General features: G+C 63.4%; 21 protein-coding genes and 1 pseudogene. 10 read left to right on the top strand and 12 right to left on the bottom strand.

Annotated features, from left to right (window positions below; translation table 11 throughout):
* From A6W98_RS01565 to A6W98_RS01540, 6 genes are read left to right on the top strand one after another with little or no spacing between them, the layout of a single operon-like run.
* Positions 1 to 267 carry a flagellar biosynthetic protein FliQ gene (locus tag A6W98_RS01565; RefSeq protein ID WP_042457015.1) on the top strand — a complete coding sequence of 89 codons (267 nt, stop codon included), beginning with the start codon at positions 1 to 3 and terminating at the stop codon, positions 265 to 267.
* Between the two features lie 3 nt (positions 268 to 270).
* The gene (locus A6W98_RS01560) at positions 271 to 993 is read left to right on the top strand and encodes a flagellar hook-basal body complex protein (protein ID WP_042457012.1); all 723 of its coding nucleotides are present in this window, start codon (positions 271 to 273) and stop codon (positions 991 to 993) included.
* A gap of 19 nt (positions 994 to 1,012) precedes the next feature.
* Positions 1,013 to 1,798 (top strand): flagellar basal-body rod protein FlgG, encoded by a 786-nt coding sequence (flgG, locus tag A6W98_RS01555; RefSeq protein WP_042457010.1) that lies wholly within the window; start codon positions 1,013 to 1,015, stop codon positions 1,796 to 1,798.
* On the top strand, positions 1,798 to 2,235 hold the full coding sequence (gene flgA, locus A6W98_RS01550; RefSeq protein ID WP_042457007.1) for a flagellar basal body P-ring formation chaperone FlgA: 438 nt from the start codon (positions 1,798 to 1,800) through the stop codon (positions 2,233 to 2,235). Before flgG ends, flgA begins: the two co-directional genes overlap by 1 nt.
* A 15-nt stretch (positions 2,236 to 2,250) precedes the next feature.
* Positions 2,251 to 2,988 (top strand): flagellar basal body L-ring protein FlgH, encoded by a 738-nt coding sequence (gene flgH / locus A6W98_RS01545; RefSeq protein WP_042457004.1) that lies wholly within the window; start codon positions 2,251 to 2,253, stop codon positions 2,986 to 2,988.
* Positions 2,989 to 2,996: 8 nt separating this feature from the next.
* On the top strand, positions 2,997 to 3,530 hold the full coding sequence (locus A6W98_RS01540; RefSeq protein ID WP_042457002.1) for a flagellar basal body-associated FliL family protein: 534 nt from the start codon (positions 2,997 to 2,999) through the stop codon (positions 3,528 to 3,530).
* 267 nt (positions 3,531 to 3,797) lie between these two features.
* Here A6W98_RS01540 and A6W98_RS01535 read toward each other — a convergent pair whose 3' ends face one another.
* The 12 genes and pseudogenes from A6W98_RS01535 to A6W98_RS01475 all read right to left on the bottom strand — a co-directional run bounded on the left by A6W98_RS01535 (position 3,798) and on the right by A6W98_RS01475 (position 15,795).
* A complete protein-coding gene (locus tag A6W98_RS01535; RefSeq protein ID WP_042456999.1) occupies positions 3,798 to 4,619 on the bottom strand; it encodes an IS3 family transposase in 822 nt (273 codons plus the stop codon).
* A complete protein-coding gene (locus A6W98_RS01530; protein ID WP_042456997.1) occupies positions 4,616 to 4,933 on the bottom strand; it encodes a DUF1153 domain-containing protein in 318 nt (105 codons plus the stop codon). The genes A6W98_RS01535 and A6W98_RS01530 overlap by 4 nt, the downstream gene beginning before the upstream one ends.
* Positions 4,934 to 4,935: 2 nt before the next feature.
* Positions 4,936 to 6,154: pseudogene (locus tag A6W98_RS21420) on the bottom strand (IS3 family transposase).
* Between the two features lie 136 nt (positions 6,155 to 6,290).
* Complete coding sequence (locus tag A6W98_RS01515) at positions 6,291 to 6,635, bottom strand: hypothetical protein (protein ID WP_042456990.1); 345 nt, start codon at positions 6,633 to 6,635, stop codon at positions 6,291 to 6,293.
* Complete coding sequence (locus tag A6W98_RS01510; RefSeq protein ID WP_042456986.1) at positions 6,635 to 7,714, bottom strand: EscU/YscU/HrcU family type III secretion system export apparatus switch protein; 1,080 nt, start codon at positions 7,712 to 7,714, stop codon at positions 6,635 to 6,637. The genes A6W98_RS01515 and A6W98_RS01510 overlap by 1 nt, the downstream gene beginning before the upstream one ends.
* Entirely contained in the window at positions 7,711 to 8,481 is a 771-nt protein-coding gene (locus tag A6W98_RS01505) for a flagellar biosynthetic protein FliR (protein WP_042456983.1), read from the bottom strand. The genes A6W98_RS01510 and A6W98_RS01505 overlap by 4 nt, the downstream gene beginning before the upstream one ends.
* Entirely contained in the window at positions 8,478 to 10,565 is a 2,088-nt protein-coding gene (gene flhA / locus A6W98_RS01500; RefSeq protein WP_042456980.1) for a flagellar biosynthesis protein FlhA, read from the bottom strand. The genes A6W98_RS01505 and flhA overlap by 4 nt, the downstream gene beginning before the upstream one ends.
* 355 nt (positions 10,566 to 10,920) lie before the next feature.
* Positions 10,921 to 13,305, bottom strand: a complete 2,385-nt coding sequence (locus tag A6W98_RS01495; RefSeq protein WP_042456978.1) for a hypothetical protein — start codon at positions 13,303 to 13,305, stop codon at positions 10,921 to 10,923.
* Entirely contained in the window at positions 13,302 to 14,171 is an 870-nt protein-coding gene (gene motA / locus A6W98_RS01490) for a flagellar motor stator protein MotA (protein WP_042456976.1), read from the bottom strand. Before motA ends, A6W98_RS01495 begins: the two co-directional genes overlap by 4 nt.
* A gap of 64 nt (positions 14,172 to 14,235) precedes the next feature.
* Positions 14,236 to 14,847, bottom strand: a complete 612-nt coding sequence (locus tag A6W98_RS01485) for a MotE family protein (RefSeq protein WP_042456974.1) — start codon at positions 14,845 to 14,847, stop codon at positions 14,236 to 14,238.
* Complete coding sequence (locus tag A6W98_RS01480; protein WP_042456971.1) at positions 14,844 to 15,278, bottom strand: hypothetical protein; 435 nt, start codon at positions 15,276 to 15,278, stop codon at positions 14,844 to 14,846. Before A6W98_RS01480 ends, A6W98_RS01485 begins: the two co-directional genes overlap by 4 nt.
* A gap of 10 nt (positions 15,279 to 15,288) precedes the next feature.
* The gene (locus A6W98_RS01475) at positions 15,289 to 15,795 is read right to left on the bottom strand and encodes a flagellar basal body-associated FliL family protein (RefSeq protein ID WP_042456968.1); all 507 of its coding nucleotides are present in this window, start codon (positions 15,793 to 15,795) and stop codon (positions 15,289 to 15,291) included.
* Positions 15,796 to 15,938: 143 nt separating this feature from the next.
* Here A6W98_RS01475 and fliF point away from each other — a divergent pair, with 143 nt between their 5' ends.
* Genes fliF through fliP form a run of 4 tightly spaced genes read left to right on the top strand, consistent with a single transcriptional unit; the run spans position 15,939 to position 19,186 of the window.
* Positions 15,939 to 17,561 (top strand): flagellar basal-body MS-ring/collar protein FliF, encoded by a 1,623-nt coding sequence (gene fliF, locus A6W98_RS01470; RefSeq protein ID WP_231098420.1) that lies wholly within the window; start codon positions 15,939 to 15,941, stop codon positions 17,559 to 17,561.
* A complete protein-coding gene (locus tag A6W98_RS01465; RefSeq protein WP_052677883.1) occupies positions 17,561 to 18,157 on the top strand; it encodes a FliH/SctL family protein in 597 nt (198 codons plus the stop codon). The genes fliF and A6W98_RS01465 overlap by 1 nt, the downstream gene beginning before the upstream one ends.
* Positions 18,150 to 18,443, top strand: a complete 294-nt coding sequence (locus A6W98_RS01460; protein ID WP_042456962.1) for a FliM/FliN family flagellar motor switch protein — start codon at positions 18,150 to 18,152, stop codon at positions 18,441 to 18,443. The genes A6W98_RS01465 and A6W98_RS01460 overlap by 8 nt, the downstream gene beginning before the upstream one ends.
* A 5-nt stretch (positions 18,444 to 18,448) precedes the next feature.
* Entirely contained in the window at positions 18,449 to 19,186 is a 738-nt protein-coding gene (gene fliP, locus A6W98_RS01455) for a flagellar type III secretion system pore protein FliP (protein WP_042456959.1), read from the top strand.
* Positions 19,187 to 19,731 lie beyond the last annotated feature (545 nt).

The following is a 19,731-nucleotide window of genomic DNA, read 5'->3' as shown; positions in this document are numbered from 1 at the left end:
ATGAATGAGCTCGTCTTCTACGACACTCTGCGTCAGGGCCTCTGGATCTCGGTCGTGATCTCGATGCCGATTCTGACGGCTGCGCTGGTGACCGGCGTGGCGATCGGCCTGTTTCAGGCTCTGACCTCGGTACAGGAGATGACGCTCACCTTCGTACCCAAACTTGCGGCGATCCTGATCGTGTTCTGGATCTCGATGGCGTTCATGACCGAAACGCTGGTCGGGTTCTTCACCGGACGGATCGTTCCCATGATCGCGGGGATCTGACGGATGCAAACCACCGGATATACCACGCTCACCCGGCAATCGGGCCTGATGCGCGAGATTCAGAGCATCGCCAACAATATCGCCAACAGCTCGACCATCGGCTATCGGCGCGAGGGGCTGATCTTTTCGGAATATATCGTCGATGTCGACGGGCCGGGCGGCTCCTTGTCGATGGCCGAGGCCAATGTGCGCAATACCGATTTTGGCCAGGCGCCGCTGACACAGACCAAAGGTACTTTCGATTTCGCCATCGAGGGCGAAGGATTCTTCCTGCTCGATACTCCGCAGGGCCAGCGTCTGACCCGGGCCGGCAGCTTCACGCCCGATGCGGCCGGCAATCTGGTTTCGCCCGACGGCTATCCGTTGCTCGACGCCGGCGGTGCGCCGGTCTTCGCGCCGCCGGATGCCGCCTCCGTGGCGGTTTCCGCCGATGGCACGATCAGTGCCGACGGCAGGCCGCTGACCCAGATCGGGGTCTATCTTCCTGCCGATCCGAACGCGATGACCCATGTTGCGGGCACGCTGTTCGACCCGGGCGGTGCGACCGAGGCAGTGCTCGAAAGCAGCATCCTGCAGGGTTTCGTCGAACAGTCGAATGTCGATCCGATGACCGAAATCTCGCGGATGATCGAGGTTCAGCATGCCTATGAGCTCGGCCAGAAGTTTCTCGAACGCGAGGACGAGCGCGTCCGCGACGTGATCCGGACCCTCGGGTCCAGCAGCTGATTCAGAAAGGACGAATTCCATGCGCGCTCTTCAGATTGCCGCGACCGGCATGTCGGCCCAGCAGATGCGGGTCGAGGTCATCTCGAACAACCTCGCGAACATGAGCACCACGGGCTACAATGCCCGCCGGGCCGATTTCGCCGATCTGCATTACCAGCAGGTCACCCGGCCCGGGACCATCAACGCCAATGACGGCACGGTGTTGCCGACCGGTGTTCAACTGGGCCTGGGCGTGCGGCCGGCCGCGGTGTCGGTGGTGCTGGCCCAGGGGTCGTTGTCGCAGACCAATGGCGACCTCGATGTTGCCATCGACGGTCGCGGCTATCTGGAGGTGACGCTGCCCTCGGGCCAGGCCGCCTATACCCGCGACGGTGCGCTGAAACGCACCGGCGACGGGCTTATCGTCACCTCCGACGGCTATACCGTGAGCCCCGGCATCACCATTCCCGACGATGCCCGCAGCCTCTCCGTCAATTCCGAGGGCGAGCTCTATGCGTATTTCGATGGTGAGATCCAGGCCCAGCTGCTGGGGCAGTTCAACCTCTCCATGTTCAGCAATGACAAGGGGCTCGAGGCGATCGGCTCGAACCTGTTCGTCGAGACCGAGGCCTCGGGCGCGGCGCTCGTCGGCACGCCGGGCGTCGATGGTTTCGGCACGTTACGTCAGGGCTATCTCGAAGACAGTTCGGTCGATGCGGTGCGCGAGATCACCGATTTGATCGAAGCGCAGCGCGGCTACGAACTGAACGCCAAGGTCATCACTGCCGCAGACCAGATGATGAGCGCGACGACACAGGTGCGTTGATGCGACTGCTTGTCCTCCTTGCCGTTCTGGGCGGTGCGCTGCCGGTCGTCGCCGATGCCGATATTCTGGTCGCGACCCGGTCGGTGCGGGGTCAGACAATCCTCGGTCCCGGCGATGTGACCGTGGTCGCCGGAGAGGCTGTCGGGACCCTGGTCGCCCCCGAAGAGGCCATCGGTCAGGAGGCGCGGGTCAATCTCTATGCCGGTCGTCCGATCCGCATCGGCGATGTCGGCCCGCCTGCGATCATCGAACGCAACGAGATCGTCACCCTGCGTTACCAGAGCCGCGGCCTCAGCATCGCCGCCGATGCCCGTGCGCTCGACCGGGCCGGTGTCGGCGATGCCCTGCGCGTCATGAACCTCGCCTCGCGCAACACCGTCACCGGATTTGTCGCGCCCGACGGCAGCGTGGTCGTCGGCGCCAGCCTGAAACCCTGAGGAGCCCTTCCGTCCATGAGACCCCTTGTCCTTGTTCTCTGCGCCACGGCGCTGCTCTTCCCGGCCGCCTGCGACCGGTTGAAGGAGGTCGGTCGGCCCCCGTCCTTCAAGCCCGTCGAGGGGTCCAACTCCTATTACGCGATGACGGACAGTGCGACACTGCCGATGGAGGTCGAGCGTCGCAGCCCGCTCGACAATTCCTCGCTCTGGGCCCATGGGCGCCAGTCGCTTCTGGGCGACCATCGCGCCGGACGCCGCGGCGACATCCTGACCGTGGTGATCGAAATCGACGAAAAGGCAGAAATTTCGAATACGACCGCGCGCAGTCGGAGCGGCGCGACGTCGATGGGCATCCCGCAGCTTTTGGGCATTCCGCAACGGATCAACAAGGCCCTGCCGGATGGAGTGACGATGGACAATGCCGTCGATGCGGATTCGAGTTCGAGCCATAGCGGGAACGGGTCGGTCAAACGCAAGGAGAAGTTGACGCTTCGGATCGCGGCCACCGTCACCGACGTCCTGAATAATGGCGTCATGAAGATCGAGGGCTCGCAAGAGGTCCGGGTCAATTATGAAATGCGCGAACTTCTGGTTAGCGGTTATGTTCGTCCCGAGGATATCTCGCGTCAGAACGAGATCACCTATGACAAGATTGCGGCCGCCCGCATCTCCTATGGCGGTCGCGGACAAATAATGGACGTTCAACAGCCACGGATCGGCCATCAGATTGCCGATATCATCCTGCCATTCTGATAAATGAAATGGGCAAGCTCTTACCTGTCGTCATTGCACTCGTCGGCCTTGCGATCGGCGGTGGTGCGGGGTTCCTTCTGAAACCTGCACCGCCCCCGCCTGACTCGACCGATCACAGTGCTTCCCAGGGTCTGGCCGAAAACGGCAGTCATATGACGGCCGATGGCCATGCTGCGGGTGCGCCGTCCGCCGCTGGGAATGGCGACGATCCTGCGGACAGTTCCGAATATGTGAAGCTCAGCAACCAATTTGTCGTGCCGGTTGTTCACGGCGGAAGAGTTGGTGCGCTGGTGGTCATGTCGATCAGTCTTGAGGCACCCACAGGCAGCAGCGAATTCGTCTTCGAACGCGAACCCCGGCTACGCGATGCCTTCCTGCAGGTCCTGTTCGACCATGCCAATGCAGGCGGCTTCGATGGCGCCTTTACCGAAAGCGGTAACCTGACGTTGCTGCGGCGAGCGTTGCTGGAGGCATCACAAAGCGTGCTGGGTCCGATTGTGTCGGACATCCTCATCACCGATCTGGTTCGGCAAGACGCCTAGCAGTTCCTTGCCGAATCCGCCCTTGTGCGGATCGGTCCGGATCGGAAGCCTGAGGAGGCGATGAGCTCTTTCCTTTACGAGCTAAGCAAGAAAGGTCCGGTCTTTTCGGCGCAGATTGAGCAGCCGCATATGAGCGGGATCGCCGCGCGGTTCGACTGGGCTCCGGAATGAGGCCATTACTGGCAGGATGCCCGGTGACCTGCTCTCCGTAGAGTCCGCGGTTATTAGTTCGCTCTGTTTGTATCGACCCAGCTGAATCTGCTCAGGTTAAGCCGCTAATGTGAATGCCTCGGCAGGCGTGCGCATGGCAAGGGCCTGATGAGGGCGGCGTTTGTTGTAGAAGCTGATCCAGTCACCGATGACGCGCATCGCGTGCTGGATGGTCTCAAAACGGTGGCGATGCACGCATTGCTCCTTCAGCGTCCGGATGAAGCGTTCGACCATGCCGTTCTGGTGGGGACAGTGTGGGGTGATGAACTCCTGCTTCAGACCGTAGCTGCGGGCGATCTTGGTGAAGTGGTGGCTGGTGAAGACCAGACCGTTGTCCGACCTCAGCAGGAACTCTTTCTCGACCTTGCCCAAAGTGCCGAACCTGGCGATCAGGGCGTGCTCGAGGGCGGCGCTGGCGGTCGTGGCTTTGCCGGACTTCGACAGATGCCAGCCCAGCAACTCTCGGTTGTGGCAGTCGATCACCAACGCCAAGGAAGCCCAGCCGTCCTTGCCCGTCCAGATACGGGCGAGATCCGTCGACCAGCGCTCGTTCGGCGCAGCCGCAACCGACGGCACGGCCTGGATGCGAGGCCGCATGCCCACGGCACGCTTGCGCACCTGCCAGCCCTTGATCTGGAAGATCCGCTGCACGGTGTTCTTGTTGAACCCCAGGAGCCAAGCCACGGTCCGATAGCCAAAGGACGGCTCTTCCTCGATCAGCTTCTTGATCGGCTCGGAAAAGCGGGCCTCGACCTTAGGCGCAGCCTTCACCGGCTTGTAGTAGACCGTCCGCCTCGGGATGCCGAACCAGGCACACAGCTTGGCGACGGACACAACGACGCCCTCGGCAATGAGGCCCTGCTGGGTGCGACGGATCAATTCCCGTCCTGCGCATCCAGCAGGGCCTGCAGCTTTTTTCGCGCCCGCAGCTCCAGCATCGCCTCTCCATAGGCTTCCTGCAGGTCCCGGAGCTGCTTCTCGTATTGCTCGCGGATGTCGAGCGGGTTGGCGCGCAGCGAGTTCTCCATGCCGCGCTTGGCATCCTCGACCCAGCCCTCGATCTCGGAGGGCGTCAGGTCGAAGGACCGGCTTGCCTCCGACGCGGTCGTCTTGCCTTGGATGATCTCGATGACGAGCGCCGTTTTACGCTTCGCCGTCAACCGCTTGATGCTGTCGTCCATCGTCTTACTCATGGCTACGTTCTCCCTTGTAGCATGAGCAGGTTTTCAGTGGGTCGATACATGTTCAGGTTTTGGTCCTCTACTGACCGTTGGTGATACTCCCGCGGGGTGAGCCCGTGGAGGCTCGAATGCGGGCGGTGGTGATTGTAATCCTCGCGCCAAGCCGCGATCAGGTCTCGGGCATGGCGCAAGTTGGCAAACATGTGCTCGTTCAGGCACTCGTCACGCAGTCGGCCATTGAAGCTTTCCACGGTGAGCGTCGCAGCGCCATCGGTTCGAGCGAGCCGCGAACGTTTTGCATTGGCTTGCCAGGGGCAATGTAGTGCCACTCGACCTTGCGACCCTCCTGCCATTTCAGGATGGCGTTCGACGTCAGTTCCGTTCCGTTGTCGCTGACCACCATGCAGGGGGAGCCGCGCAGTCGGGCGATGTTGTCCAGTTCACGCGCCACGCGTTGCCCGGAAAGGGACGTGTCGACCACGCAGGCCAGGCACTCCCGGCTGAAGTCGTCGATGACGCACAGAACCCGGAAACGACGCCCGTCTGACAGGCTATCCGACACGAAGTCCAGCGACCATCTTTGGTTCGGGCCTTGCGGGGTTGCCATCGGCGCACGGGTGCCAATCGCCCGTTTCCGGCCACCACGCTTGCGCACCGTCAGGCCCTCTTCGAGGTAGATCCGATAGAGTTTCTTCCAGTTCACTTTCCAGCCCTCCCTGTTCAGCAGAATGTGCAGGCGCCGATAACCGAACCGCCTGCGTTCCCCGGACAACTCTTTCAAACGCTGACGCAGCCCTTGGTCCTGCGGCCTGCTTGACCTTCGCCGATAGACACGCGGATCAAGCCCGGCCAAGGCACACGCCCTCCGCTGGTTATAGTTCTTCTCTGTCATGGCCCAGTCCACGGCACGTCTCCGAGCACCGGGCTTCAAAAGCGTCCGCAGGCTCACTCGAACGCATGGCGTTCGCCTGCTCCCATTCCCAACATCTCCTTCAGCGTCGCGGCGTCGAGCATGTGCTCCGCCAGCATCTTCTTCAGCTTGGCGTTCTCAGTCTCCAGGGCCTTCAGCCTCTTGACCTCGGACACTTCCATGCCGCCATACTTCGAGCGCCATTTGTAGAAGGTGCCATCGCTGATGCCGTGCTTGCGGAACAGTTCCTTGGCACCTATCCCGGCCTGATGCTCCTTCAAGATGCCAATGATCTGCTCTTCGCTGAAACGGCTTTTCCGCATCGTCTGTCTCCTCGTTTGGAGAACAGGCTAACCTCAAACCGCGGACTGTTCAGGGGAGCACGTCACCGGTTTCTTACTGATAAGCTGGGTTGCCGATGGTCGGCGGATGGGGCTGGACGTTCCCGAGCCGGACGGTTCAACGGTGTTTCCGGTCGAACAGGCCCCGGATAGCCTCGTCACGACCGAAAGCCCGGGCGGCTTCTCGCATCAATAGGGCCTCTTGCGCTCGAGCCCGGGCCAGTTCGGCATTCAGCGCGGTACGACGTTCACGGTGTCGGAGCGTCCGGCTGCGGTCGAAGACAGCGCGCATGGCGATATCGTCGTCGATTGCGGCGCGTTGGGCCTCGTCGTCGAGTTCCGCTATGGCGGCTTCGATCCGGCGGCACTCCTGCGCCGCTTGCCGCAGGCGGCTCAGCGCGGCGTCCTTCAGGATCGTGCCGATACGGACGAGACGTTCCGGCCTGTCGTCGCGGGTGTTCATCACAGCCCTTTGGCCCTGGTCCGCATTTCTTCCGCAAAGCGGATCGCTGCAGCCACGGCTTTGTAATGTTCCGGTTTGATCTCGTCGCCGATCTCGACGCTGCCATAGATCGCGCGCGCCGTCGGTGGGTCGCTGCGCATCGGCACGCCGGTCTCGACAGCAACCTCTCGGATCCGCGCTGCGACCTCGTCCACACCTTTGGCCAGGCAGAACGGGGCGCCGCGGCGAGCGCGGTCCCATTTCAGTGCGACGGCATAATGGGTCGGGTTGACGATCACCACATCGGCATCGGGCACATCACGCAGCATCTGGTTGGTTGCGATATCCATTGCGCGTTGCCGCCGCTGTTGCTTGATATGGGGGTCCCCTTCGGACTGCTTGATTTCTTCCTTGAGTTCCTCGAGCGACATCCGGTGGCGCCTGCGGTGTTCGGCGATCTGCCAAAGGTAATCGACCACGCCGATCGAGGCGGCAATGGCGACGACCACAGTAAGGAATTCGGCCGACATGCGCACCAGCTTGGCCGCAGCCATCGCAGGTGACAGATACATCGTGCCCAGCATTTCCTCGACATGATGGCTGAGATAGAGCGCAAGCAGGATGGTGTAGAGCGCGAGCTTTACGGTGCTCTTGGTGAACTCGAAAAGCCCGGAACGGCCGAACTTGTTCTTCGCCGTTTCGATCGGGTTGATCCGCGACAGCTTTGGCAGCAGCTTTTCCGGTGCGACAACCAGGCTGCGCTGCGCCAGAACCGAAGCAAGAGCGGCAAGGGCGGGAATCGCAAGCCAGGGCAGGACGACAAGGCCGAACTGTGCCATCAGGCCTCCTACCGGGGCGCTGCCATGCCCCTCCAGAAGTAGCGGTGCCAGCCGGTCGGCTTGACCGATCATACCTGCGCCGAGCTCGCCCATTTTGATCAGGCTGGTTCCGCCGAGTGCCAAGGCAGTCAGCGCGAACCCGGCATAGACTGCGGCCGTATTGATATCGGTCGACCGGGCGATCTCACCCTTTCTTCTTGCATCGTCGAGCTTTTTCTGGGTCGGCTCGAACTGCTTGTCGCCGGGATCCTCGTCGCTCATCCGCCTGCTCCGAACGGGGCCGCGAAAAGCGTCAGAAGTCTGTCCTGCCAGAATGTCAGCATCGGTGGCAGCGACAGAAACAGAATGACAAGCCCGCCCGCCGTAATGGCCGGCGCACCGACAAAGGCAACCATCAGCTGTGGCATCGCCTTGTTGATGACGCCGAGCGCAACGTTGTAGATGAGCGAGGCGATCACGAAGGGCATTGCCAGTGTGGCGGCGAGGGCGAACCCCTTGGCGATGCCACCGACACCCCAATCGGCCAGATCGCCGGCATCGGGGAACCGGCCCGCGGGCAACAGGTCATAGGACAGAATCATCGCCTCTGCCGCGCGCACATGCAGCCCCGACATTACGGCCAGTGCCAGTCCGGCCATCAGCATGAGCCGCCCCATTGCCGGTTGCGGGTCCATCGAAGCGGCGCCGAGGATCTGGGACAGAGAGGTGGCCTGCGCTGCGATTTCGCCCGCCATTTGCAAGGCAAGAATCATAAGCCGGAGGACCAGTCCGAGTGCGAGGCCGATCACGGTTTCGGTCGCGAAGGCCAGTGCCAGTGAAGGCGGGGTCTCTATGAGGCCGGGGGACACCGCCGGAGAGACCACTGCGGTGAAGGCCAGTGCGAGGCCAAGCCGAACCCGTATGGGCACCGCGCGTTCGCCAAAGGCCGGCAGCATGGCCATGATCGCACCGACCCGCAGGAAGACGAGGAAACCGGCCCAGGCCAGGGGGCGCCAGATCTCGAGGGCCGGTGCAAGTTCGAGCGTCATGCCGCGACCATGCCCACCAGAGCGGGTCGCGTATTGGTTCCGATCTCTTCGAAAGACAGCACCGGAGCGGCGATTCCTTTGGCCGAAAGCGCCATTTGGAGGAAACGGCGGCGTCGGCCCGATGTTGCGATCACCGGGAATATTCCGTTCTCGCCGGCCTTGGCCAGCTTTTCGGAAACGGCGCTGGCCAGACGGTTGAATTCTTCAGGCGGCAGCGCGACATCGGACACACCGGCTTCGCCGCCGACCTGATAGGTCGAGAACCGCGATTCCCATTCCGGCGACAGCTGCAACAGCGGCAGGGTGCCGTCTTCGCGGCGGTGTTCTGCGACGAGTTGGAAGCCGAGGCGCCGACGGACATGTTCACAGATCGCCTCTGCACCGGCATGGCTTGGTCGGGCTTCGGCGATGGCCTCGAGGATCAGCGGCATGTTTCGGATAGAGACTCGCTCCTCCAGCAGGAGTCTGAGGACTGCGAGAAGAAGGTCCGGCGGTACCTTTTCGGGGACAAGGTCGTCGATCATCCGACGATTGGCCTGGGCACGGGTCTGATCCGACAGGTTCTTCAGCTCGTCGAAGATCTGGCGCAGGGCCTTGTTGGTCAGAAGCCGCGCGAAATTGTTCTTGACCACCTCCAGCAGATGTGTGGCGAGCACTTCGGAGGCGTTGACCACGGTGACGCCCTGCAAGGCAAGTTCTTCGCGCCGGTCGGCCGAGACCCAGCGGGCAGGCGCGCCGTAGACCGGCTCGCGGACATCCTCGCCGGGCGGCAACAGGGTGATATCGCCGGCCTGAAGCGCCAGCACCCGGTCGGGTCTAAGCTGGTCGCGCGCCTGTTCGACCCCCTGGATGCGCACGACATATGTGCCCGGCGGCAGGGCTCCGTTATCGGTGAGCCGCATCTCGGGCAGGATCAGGCCAAAACTCTCGGCCACATGGCGGCGCATGGACACGATGCGGGCTTCGATCCCGGTGGAGGGGTCGAGCACCATTCCGACCAGGTCGGGTGCAAATTCCAGGTGGATGTCGTCGAGATCGAGCAGATCGCCCATGCGGTTGGCGGGCTCGGCCTTTTCTGCGGCTTCGGGCTGGGCCGCTTTCTCGGCTTCGTGCTGAAGGCTGCGCCAGCGATTGAAGGCCGCGGTTCCAAGCACCAGACTGCCGACGATGAAGGGCACGAAGGGGAGGCCGGGCACCAGAGCGAAAAGGCAGAGCAGGACCGATACCGTTCCAAGCGCGGCCGGATGCTTGCCGAGTTGAGTAAAAACGGCGAGATCCGTGGTCCCGGTCGTGCCGCCCCGCGACAGCAGAAGTGCGGCTGCGATCGAGATGATGACGGCTGGAATCTGGCTGACAAGGCCGTCGCCGACGGTAAGGATCGCGTAGGTCTCGAACGCGCCTCCAAGCGGCATGCCATGCATGATCACGCCGATGGCAAGCCCCATCAGCAGGTTCAAAAGCGTGATCAGCAGCCCAGCCACTGCATCGCCTTTGACGAATTTCGAGGCCCCGTCGAGTGAGCCGAAGAAGGTCGTTTCGGCCTGTTCACGCTCACGCCGCGTCTTCGCTTCGGCATGGTCTATGGCCCCGGCCGCCATGTCGCTGTCGATCGCAAGTTGCTTGCCCGGCATTCCATCCAGGGCGAAGCGCGCACCGACCTCGGCCATCCGTCCGGCGCCCTTGGTGATAACGATGAAGTTGACGATCATCAGGACGCCGAACACGACCAGTCCGAGGAAGACGTTCCCCCCCATGACGAACATGGCAAAGCCTTCGATAACATCGCCCGCCGCCCCCGTTCCGGTATGGCCCTGGCCGATGATGAGCTTTGTCGAGGACACATTGAGCGACAGCCGGAGCATCAGCGACGCCAGCAGGATCGTCGGGAAGGATGAGAAATCGAGCGGCCGTTCGATGAACAGAGTTACCGTGAAGATCAGGATCGCGATGGAAAACGAGGCGGCCAGCCCAATGTCGAGGACCCAGGCAGGCATCGGCAGCACCATCATTATGATGATCGCCATCAGGGCGAGTGCCATCAGGATTGTCGGGCGGAACAGTTCGGAAACCGAGAAGCCGGGCATGTGTCAGGTTCCTTCGGGCCGGAATGACAGGGAGAAGAAACGGTTGGTCCGGATGCTCGTGCAGGTCCGTCCGGTTTGCGCTCCCAGGACACGTGGAGGTGCCCTTCGACGTGCGTTTAGCGGAGGGACGCAAATAGCCGGTTTTTTACGCGGATGAGAATGCGGGATGGATGTTCCGCAATGTGTCGGCCGGTATCGCGCGCATCCAGTCGTCGTCGAGTCGGATTGCGCCGCTGGAATTTGGCTGATGTGGCCATGCAGGAGGGAAGGATGTGCCATTCTGGCCCACTCAATTCGAACTAACTTTGCCGGAGCCTAGGCCGTATGAATTGACAAAGGCTGAATGGGATACCGGTCAGGGCTGGGTGCCGGGCCGGTCGAGCAGTGCTCTCAGCCTTTCACGCATGATCTCGCTGGTGCCAAGGGCGTCGCGGGCCACTGCGAGGCTGGGGTCCATTGTGAGATCGGCAGGTTCGCGGTTGCGCCGGGTTTTCACGAAGGCGCGCTGGTTCGGGTCGCCCAAGGATTCGACGCCGCTCCAGTCCCGGGCACGCCAGGCCATAGCCGATTGCGCCTCGGCATCGCCGACCGCACCGAGATAATCGGCAGCCGACTTCAGATCGCCTTGCCGTTGGGCGATCAGGGCACGCAATGAGTTGGCTTCGGGGGTATCGATCCCCGCTATATATTGCTTGGCTTCGCCAGCATTGCCCTGGGCCAAGGCCAGCCGGGCGCGGACCAGTCGTTCGCGTGGCGTGCCCTGGGGCGCCAATGGCTGGAGTACTGTTGCGGCGCGATCCTGGAAGCCCATGGCGGTCAGCCGGTCTGCGACGGCCAGGCGTGCTTCGGTATCTGCGGACAAGTCGGGAAGTGTCAGCGCGCCCATATAAATCTCGCGCACGAATTCCTCGTCCGACCCGCTACGCGTGAGTTCGCTTAGAAGTTCGGAAGACAGCTCAGTCTGCCCTTCCAGACCGTGATGGGCCAGCATCGCGAAGGCCGTCTCGAAATCTCCGCGGGCGCCGTGGCCGCGGATTGCGAGCGTAAGGAGCCGGGTGCCGCTGGCCGTGCCACGGCGTTCGAAGGCGAGCGACTCGGCAAGAGCCAGCGAGTCCTCCGACGGTGGCTGGCCGCGGCTGAGCCCGGTTTCGATTCGAAGCGCCAGTGCGTCGGCCGTTCCGCTTCCACCAGAGGCAAGAACCTCATCGATTTTCCGGTCGGCTCTCGTGTCGGAACCGCGGGCAAGTTCTATCTGCGCCTCGACGATCGTCAGGTCTGTCGTCTGACCCTTCGCGCCGGTGCGCGCGACTGCGTTGCGGATTTGAAGCGCGGTTGCCTGATCGCCTGCCGCAAGGAACCGTTCGGCCAGTCTCGGACCGAGATGGCGGCGCAAATGGATGGGAAGCTCGGAAAAGCTCTGCAGAAGTGCGGTTCGGTTGAAGTCTGATAGATCCCCGAGCTTCGGCCGGGCCAGCGCGGCCCAAAGCGCTGCGCGGGTCGGGCAGGATATCTGGGAATCGAATAACTCGGGATGATTGGCCTGGCCTGTATCGACGATGGCGGCCATCTCGCGGAGCAATGGCACAACGGGCGTTTCGGTTGCGGTGGCGGCGAGAACGGCGCGCGCCTCGGCGCCGAAACCCATCGCGATATAGGCGCGGGCGAGGCCGATGACGCCGGAAGGGTCGGTGGCGTCGCGCATGTCGAGAAGTGCGCTCCGCTTCTCGGCGAGCAGGTCGCCGGGGGTGCGGTCGCCTCCCCAGCCGATCACGTCGAAATTGTCGTCCGATAGGCAACGGGTCCCATCTGCCGCGAGGGTGCTATCGTCAGAAAGAGTGTCGAGCCCACGATCCATGCTGGTTTCGACTCGCATGTTGCGCCAGTCAGAGGGGGTATGATCTTCCGCGATCTGCGTTTCGGCCTGGCCGCTGTCCTCTGCGCGCTGGCCGGGCTCCGGCAGCGCGTCCTGAGCGTTCGATACTGTCTCAGCAGGGCCAGGATCGGGTTGAGTTGGCAGGTCTATTGCTGGTTCTAGCAGGCCCTGTGCGGTGGCGCGGCCGATCTGCTTCATCAGTTCGGAGCGCATAGCCGCCACTCTCGGGTCGGTCTCTGCCGGGGGAATTTCAGGCTCCAGCATCTTTTCCACCATCGCGGCGGGAGGTTTCATGCCTGCGGACGGGTTGAGTCCCGATTTCAAGCCTAGGTCGATTGGAAGACGAACCGGCGGGGGTTCGGGGCTCGGGCTGGGGGACTGTGCGGCGATATCGACGGCTGAAGGGGCGTCGGGGCGGACCGGTTCGGCAGGCGCGGGCGGAACCTCTTCCTCGGCGGGGGTGTCTGCTGCGGATTGCAGGGCGGTTTCGAACGGAGAATCTTCCGGTGCGGGACCGGTGCGAAAATCCAGGACGAGAAGACCTGGGCGCAATTCGAAGGCCTCGACATGAGCGTTCTGGCCGATGCGCAGGGAAACCAGTCCTGGCGCGACCAGCGCGGCATCGGTCAGGCGGCGGCGCGGTATTCGGTCGAAGACACCGCCCAGATCGAGGCGAAGCGCGCGGTTGTCAAATCGGAGCAGATAGCCGTCCGGACCGCGTCCGAGCGTCCAAGCCTGCGGCGCGTCGGTCTCGAAGACCAGACGCGAATAGTCGGGATGCTCGCCCGAGCGGATCTCGACCTGCTGGGCGAGCGCTGGCTGGCACGCAAACAGGGCCAAGGCCAGAAAGATGTGGCGCGCGTTCATGCGGCCTCCTGTTTCGACGCTTTCAGCGCCTCTTCCAGTTCGGAGAAGCTCGGCCGACTGCCGCCGGGCGTGTTTTGCCGTCCGACCTCGATGCATATCGCCGGCGGGTGGTTGTGAAGATTGGCGACCAGGACCTCGCGGATCAGCAGGTAGAAATGCGCATCCTCTTCGACGACGACCTTCAGTTTCGAGGCGAAGGGCCCCATGAAGCCGTAAGCGAGGAACACTCCAAGAAAGGTACCGACGAGGGCGCCACCGATCATCTTGCCCAGAATCTCGGGTGGCTGGTCGATCGAGGCCATGGTCTTGATTACGCCCAGCACCGCAGCGACGATGCCGAGGGCAGGCAGCGCGTCGGCCACCGATTGCAACGCGTGGCTCGAATGCATGGAATGGTGCAGATGTGCCTCTAGCCGCTTTTCCAGGACTTCCTCCACCTGATGGGGATCATCATAGTTCATTCCGGCGGCGCGGAGCGTATCGCATATCAGATCGACGGCCTCGTGATCTGCCACGATCTTGGGGTAGCGGCCGAAGATGACGGAGTCGCCCGGAGCCTCGATATGTGTTTCCAGTTCAAGCGGGTTCTGGCGGGCAACGCGAATCAGCTCGAACAGCAGGCACAGGAGATCCCGATAGTCCTCGGGTTTCCAGTGGGGGCCTTTGAAAACCTTGGAAATATCCTTGAGTGTGTGCTTGATGGCGGCCATGTCGTTGCTGATGACGAAGGCACCGGCCGCGGCCCCGCCGATCATTGCGAATTCGAAGGGCAGCGAATGCAGGATGATACCCATCTTGCCGCCAGCCATAACGTAGCCGCCGAACACCATCACGAAGATGAGAATGATCCCGACGATACCAATCATGGATAGTGCTCCGCTACTCTGACCTTGCCGGGGACAGTCTCAGACCCGAGTTAACAAGGTGTGTTCACTCTTTTGGAGCCCTGGCGTTTCGTCCTGCCAAGATCACACTGATCGAATAGGCGACGTTCGGTTCAAGCCCCGACATCACCGCAGCGGCCAGATCGGGCCGCATGCGCCCGAGGAAGCCGGCGGCGAACTCCGGATCCATCTGGGCGAACAGCGCGGAGGCCTCTTCGGGTTTCATGCTCTCGTAGACGGCCGTCAGACGCGCGACATCGTTCTCGGCGGCCTGATCGGCCAAGGCGAGGGTCGATTTCAGAGAGTCTTCGGCCGCCTGCAAGGACGCCATCTGCTGTGCGATCTCTTCTCCGGCGATGTCGAGCGTTGCAGCCCTGTCGTTCAACGCCGCTTCGCGCGCGTCCAGCTCGGCGGCGCGGGTTTTCAGGGCCTCGAGCAGATCGGCGATGTCGGCGGGGGGCGGGCAGGGATCGGTCGCGGTATCATGCCCGCCATCGGTGCCGCTGTCTCCGGCAGGTGCGGTCATTTCCTGCAATTCCTGGGCCAGCGCCTGGGCGGTGCCGTCGCCGAAGCGGATCAGGCCGGATGCGAGGAAGAGCCCCGCGATGACCGGAAGGACAGCGCCGCTGGCACGTTTCGAACGCGAGGAACCTTTCATTCCGCGGCCTCCCGGGCAGTGCGACGGAACAATACCATGGGCTCGCCATCCGCGGTAGCGGTCGGGGGCTGCGCGGCCGGCGCCGTCTCCGGCGCCGCGGTTGCCGCAGGTTTCGGGGTCTGGCTGGCTGCCGTCTGGACCGTGTCCTCGGGCAGATCGTGCATCGCGGCCACCAGCAGTTCGAGACGTCGTGCGACATCCTCTGCGCGGCCGGTCAGGCTTTCGAGGCTGTCGGTCGAGCTTTTCGCCGAGAACTGGGCGCCCTTGAGGGCCTTGGTCATGTCGTCGACCTGGGCCGAAAGCACGGCGATCGCCCCGCCCATGCCCTTTTCCAAGTCGTTGAAACGCCGCAATCGCCTCGCCAGAACATAGCAGTAGAGCGTCGCTCCGAGTGCTCCGGCAATGAGCAGAATGTCCGAGATCAGCGCCATGGGATTCTCCTCAGTTCAGCACGAATTCGGTAATGAGCAGATCGCGCACCCGGCCGTTTCCGGTGACGAGCTGCACCCGGCGCAGCATTTGCGCGCGGAGTGTGATGAGCGTGGTCGGATCTTCGAGCTCGGCCATGTCGACTGCCCGCAGATAGCTGTTAAGCACGTCGAGAACGCGCGGCATCAGCAACGTGACGTCCTCCTGATAAGCGGGGGTCACCTCGAGTTGGGCCTCGAAGCGCAGATGACGGCTCGCGGATTCGGGACCGAGCGAGATGATCATTTTTTCGATCGGAACGAAAGCGACATCGAGCGGCCCCGATTCGGCCGCTTTTCCGTGACCGCCGTGAGCCCCCGCTGCTGTTTCGTCTGTCGGATCGCCGCCGAGAATCAGGCCGGAATAAAGCGCAAAGAATGCACCGCCGCCCAGGACGAGCGCGAGCGCCGCTCCGATGATGAGAGGTTTTTTCGAGGATTTCGCGGGTTCTTCCGCTTCGGCCATATCGGTCGCAGCCATGTCCTGGGCTCCTTCTGTGTTGGCTCCTCTATAGCCGGATGAGGGCTAACCGATTGTTAAGCCGGGCCTGCGAAGGATGTGAGGCAGAAACGGGGCAGAAGCCCCCCCGGAATGGGAGAAGTCACTTGCAGCAGCTGTTGTCCATGTGGACCGGGCTGAGCCCACGCAGAAGAGTGGTCGTGGCCATCGCAACCGTCGCCATGTTCGCGGCTGTACTCGCACTGTCACGAGTGGCCACATCGCCGCGCATGGCGCTGCTCTATTCCGGTCTCGATACCGCTGCCGCGGGCGATGTGATCCGCGCGCTGGACCAGTCGGGTGTGGCCTACGAGGTGAAAGGTCCCGCGATCTATGTCGATTCCAGCCAGCGCGACGCGCTGCGGATGACGCTGGCCAGCGACGGGCTGCCCGCGATCGGATCGGCGGGGTACGAATTGCTCGACGGCCTGTCGGGATTCGGCACGACATCGCAGATGTTCGACGCGGCTTACTGGCGCGCGAAGGAAGGCGAACTGGCTCGCACCATCGCTGGCAATTCCCAGTTCCGCAGCGCGCGGGTGCATATCGCCACGCCGAGTTCCCGGCCCTTTGCCCGCGACGTGCGGCCTTCGGCGGCCGTGACGGTGGCTGCGGCGGGCGGATCGGTCTCGGGGGCCCAGGCCAAGGCGCTCCGCTATCTGGTCGCGGCGAGCGTGTCCGGGATGAGGCCCGAGGATGTCTCGGTGATCGATGCCAATAGCGGCACGGTCGTGGCGGATGATTCGAGCCTCTCGGCGGCAGGCGAGGACCGTGCAGAGATCCTGAAAGCGCGTCTCGAGCGACTGCTTTCGGCCCGGCTCGGGCCCGGGCGTTCGATCGTCGAGGTCAGTGTCGATACCGAGACCCAGCGCGAGTCGATCCGCGAGCGGATCATCGACCCCGAGGGCCGGGTCGCGATCAGCGAGAACAACCAGCAGCGGCAATCGAGCTCCAGCGATACCAATGGCGGCGCGGTCACAGTGGCCAGCAACCTGCCGAATGGCGACGGTGAAACCGACCGTTCGTCGCAGCACAAGGAGAGCGAGACCCAGGAACTGGTCAATTACGAGGTTTCGCAAACAGAGCGCGAGATTCTGCGCGCGCCGGGCGCGGTCAAGCGGCTCAGCATTGCCGTGCTGGTCGAGGGCGTGACCTCGACCGCCGCGGATGGCAGCGAAACCTGGCAACCGCTGCCCGATGCCGACCTCGAGTCGCTGCGTGAGCTGATCGCTTCGGCGGCCGGTTTCGACGCCGAGCGCGGAGATGCGCTGACGATCAAGTCGATGCGGTTCGAGCCGCTCGATGCGGGCGGGAGCGGGCCGCAAAGCAGCCTGTTCGGTGAGTTCACGCTCGATCCGCTGACGCTGATCCAACTGGCGGTTCTGTCGGTGGTCGCTCTGATCCTCGGCCTGTTCGTCGTCCGCCCGATTCTTGCGGGTCAGGGCAAGGCGGCGGTTGCGGGACTGCCTGCGCCGGCTGGTGGCGGTCAGGACCAAACCTGGCTCAATGGCGAGATCGATCCGGCCGATGGTCCGCAGGACGGGATGGAGGACGATCTGGGCCTGCCCGCCATGACCATGGCCGCGATCGATCCCGCCGATTTCTCGGACCAACCGCTTGGCATGGACGGCTTCGGCGGCGGTGGCGACAGCCCGGTTGATCGCCTGCGCGACCTGATCGAAAGCCGCCGCGAGGAATCGATCGCGATCCTGCGCGGCTGGATGGAAGACCGGCAGGAGAAAGCCTGATGTCCCGGTTGTTCCTTGAGGATTTCTCCGATCATGAGGCCGGTCCTCAGATCGACCCCGAGCCGCCTGCAATAGATACCGAGGAGATCCGGCTCAATGCCTATGAGGAGGGCTATCGCGCTGGCTGGGACGATGCCAGCGCAGCCGAAGCCGCGGCGCGCGCAAGGATCGGTGCCGCTTTCGAGAAAACCCTGCAGGAATTGTCATTCGGCTATCACGAAGCCAGGGTCCACGTTCTTGAGGCCTTGGAGCCTCTGCTGAGCGTCATGGTCGAGCGCGTTCTGCCGGAACTGGCGCGGGGGGGGCTGGCCCCGAAGGTTGTCGAGATCGCCCGCGAGATGGCCGAAACCGAGGCCGATCGACCGCTGCAGTTGCAGGTCTGCCCCGAGAATCGCGAAGCTCTCGAAGAGCTTGTCGGGGCCGATCCGGGGCTGCCGCTGCGCATTGTCGATGATCCTGCGCTCGGACCCGGCCAGGCTGTGTTGCGCGGCGGCGCGGCAGAGCGCGAAATTGACATCGACGGCATGCTGGCGGCGATCCGCAGCGCGCTGAATGACTTCATGACCACCGAAGAGGAGGCACGCCGTCATGGCTGACACATCTTCCGACGCGCCGGGCGAAGGCCTTGGCGCCAAGTTTCTCGATCAGGTTCCGATCGAGATCACCGTTTCGGTCGGCAAGGCCCGGCCGCTGCTGCGCGATCTGCTGCAGATCGACCGTGGCGGGATCCTGCCCCTCGACCGGCGGATCGACGATCCGGTCGAACTCTATATCGGCGACCGTCTGATCGCCCGTGGCGAATTGCAGGAGGTCGAAGGCGCCCAGGCCGGTCAGATCGCGGTCCGCCTGACCGAGATCATCGACACCGTTTCGGGGGCCTGAAGGACATGTCCCTGCGCCTTGTTCCGGCCGTTCCGTTCCTGTTTGCCCTGGCTCTGCCCGCCCAGGCGCAGGAAATCTCGATCTCGCTCGGCGAGGGCGGGTCGCTGGCCGGGCGCGGGGTCCAGATGATCCTTCTGGTGACGGTTCTCAGTCTCGCTCCCGGTCTGGCGATCATGCTGACCTGCTTTCCGTTCATCGTGACCGTTCTGTCGCTGCTGCGTCAGGCGATCGGGCTTCAGCAATCGCCACCCAACATGCTGATCGTCAGTCTTGCGCTGTTTCTGACGTATTTCGTGATGGAGCCGACGTTCACCCAGGCCTGGCAGGCGGGCGTGGTGCCGATGATGAACGAGACGCTGCCGATCGACGAGGCCATCCCGCGCATTCTCGACCCGTTCCGCAATTTCATGGCCGGACGCGCCGATGCCGAAACCTTCGAGCGCCTGCTGTCGCTTCGGCCGCAGGCCGACCCCACAGCCGCGATCGCCGATGCGCCGCTTTCGCTGCTGGTGCCGTCGTTTCTGCTCAGCGAAATCCAGCGTGCATTCGAGATCGGCTTCCTGATCTTCCTTCCGTTTCTGATCATCGACCTCGTTGTGGCGGCCATTCTGATGTCGATGGGGATGATGATGGTCCCGCCGGCCGTGGTGGCGATGCCGTTCAAGCTGGCCTTCTTCGTCGTTGCCGACGGCTGGAGCCTGATTTCCGAAGCTCTCGTGCGCGGCTACTTCCCCGGGGGCTGAACCTGCGGCCTGCATCTCGGACTATCTGCCCGACGGATTGCGATCCACTCCTTCGGCCGGGCGCCTGGCCCAACGGGTGCAGCGCGGTCGGGTCATGTCTCGCCCGGGACAGATTTCCGGCCCGCCGAAGATTGCGGTGCCGCGGCGGCGGAACAGCGACAGCGTTGGTTCGACTGATGAAAGTCTGGCATGATAGCGCCGGTCGAGGGGGCGGCTCGCAAAGGCAGGAGCGCCGAGGCTGCGCTGGATGCGGCGACTGCGGTCGACGACGACCCGGTTCCGGTCCGGCGAAGTCGGCGATCCGCGAAGCGAGGTCATTGGGCGGGAGACGCCGCATAGAGAGCGGTGCAGCGCGATTGGCCAGAGTCTTGCAGATGTCGGGGGCGAGCCTGGCAAGTCCTTCGGGGTTGATGGGATGCGGCCAGATCAGGCGGGACGAGAGCCTCTCGATCTCGCGCGGGACGCAAGGCCAGGTCGGGGGCAAGAAATTGGCGGCCGCTGTTGGAGACCTCCGGCAAGCGCCCAACTGCCATCGCCGCAATGCT

This window comes from Rhodovulum sulfidophilum DSM 1374 (assembly GCF_001633165.1).
GTDB lineage: Bacteria > Pseudomonadota > Alphaproteobacteria > Rhodobacterales > Rhodobacteraceae > Rhodovulum > Rhodovulum sulfidophilum.
Note: the sequence above shows the minus strand (reverse complement) of the source record. Positions and strands in the feature narration are given on the sequence as shown.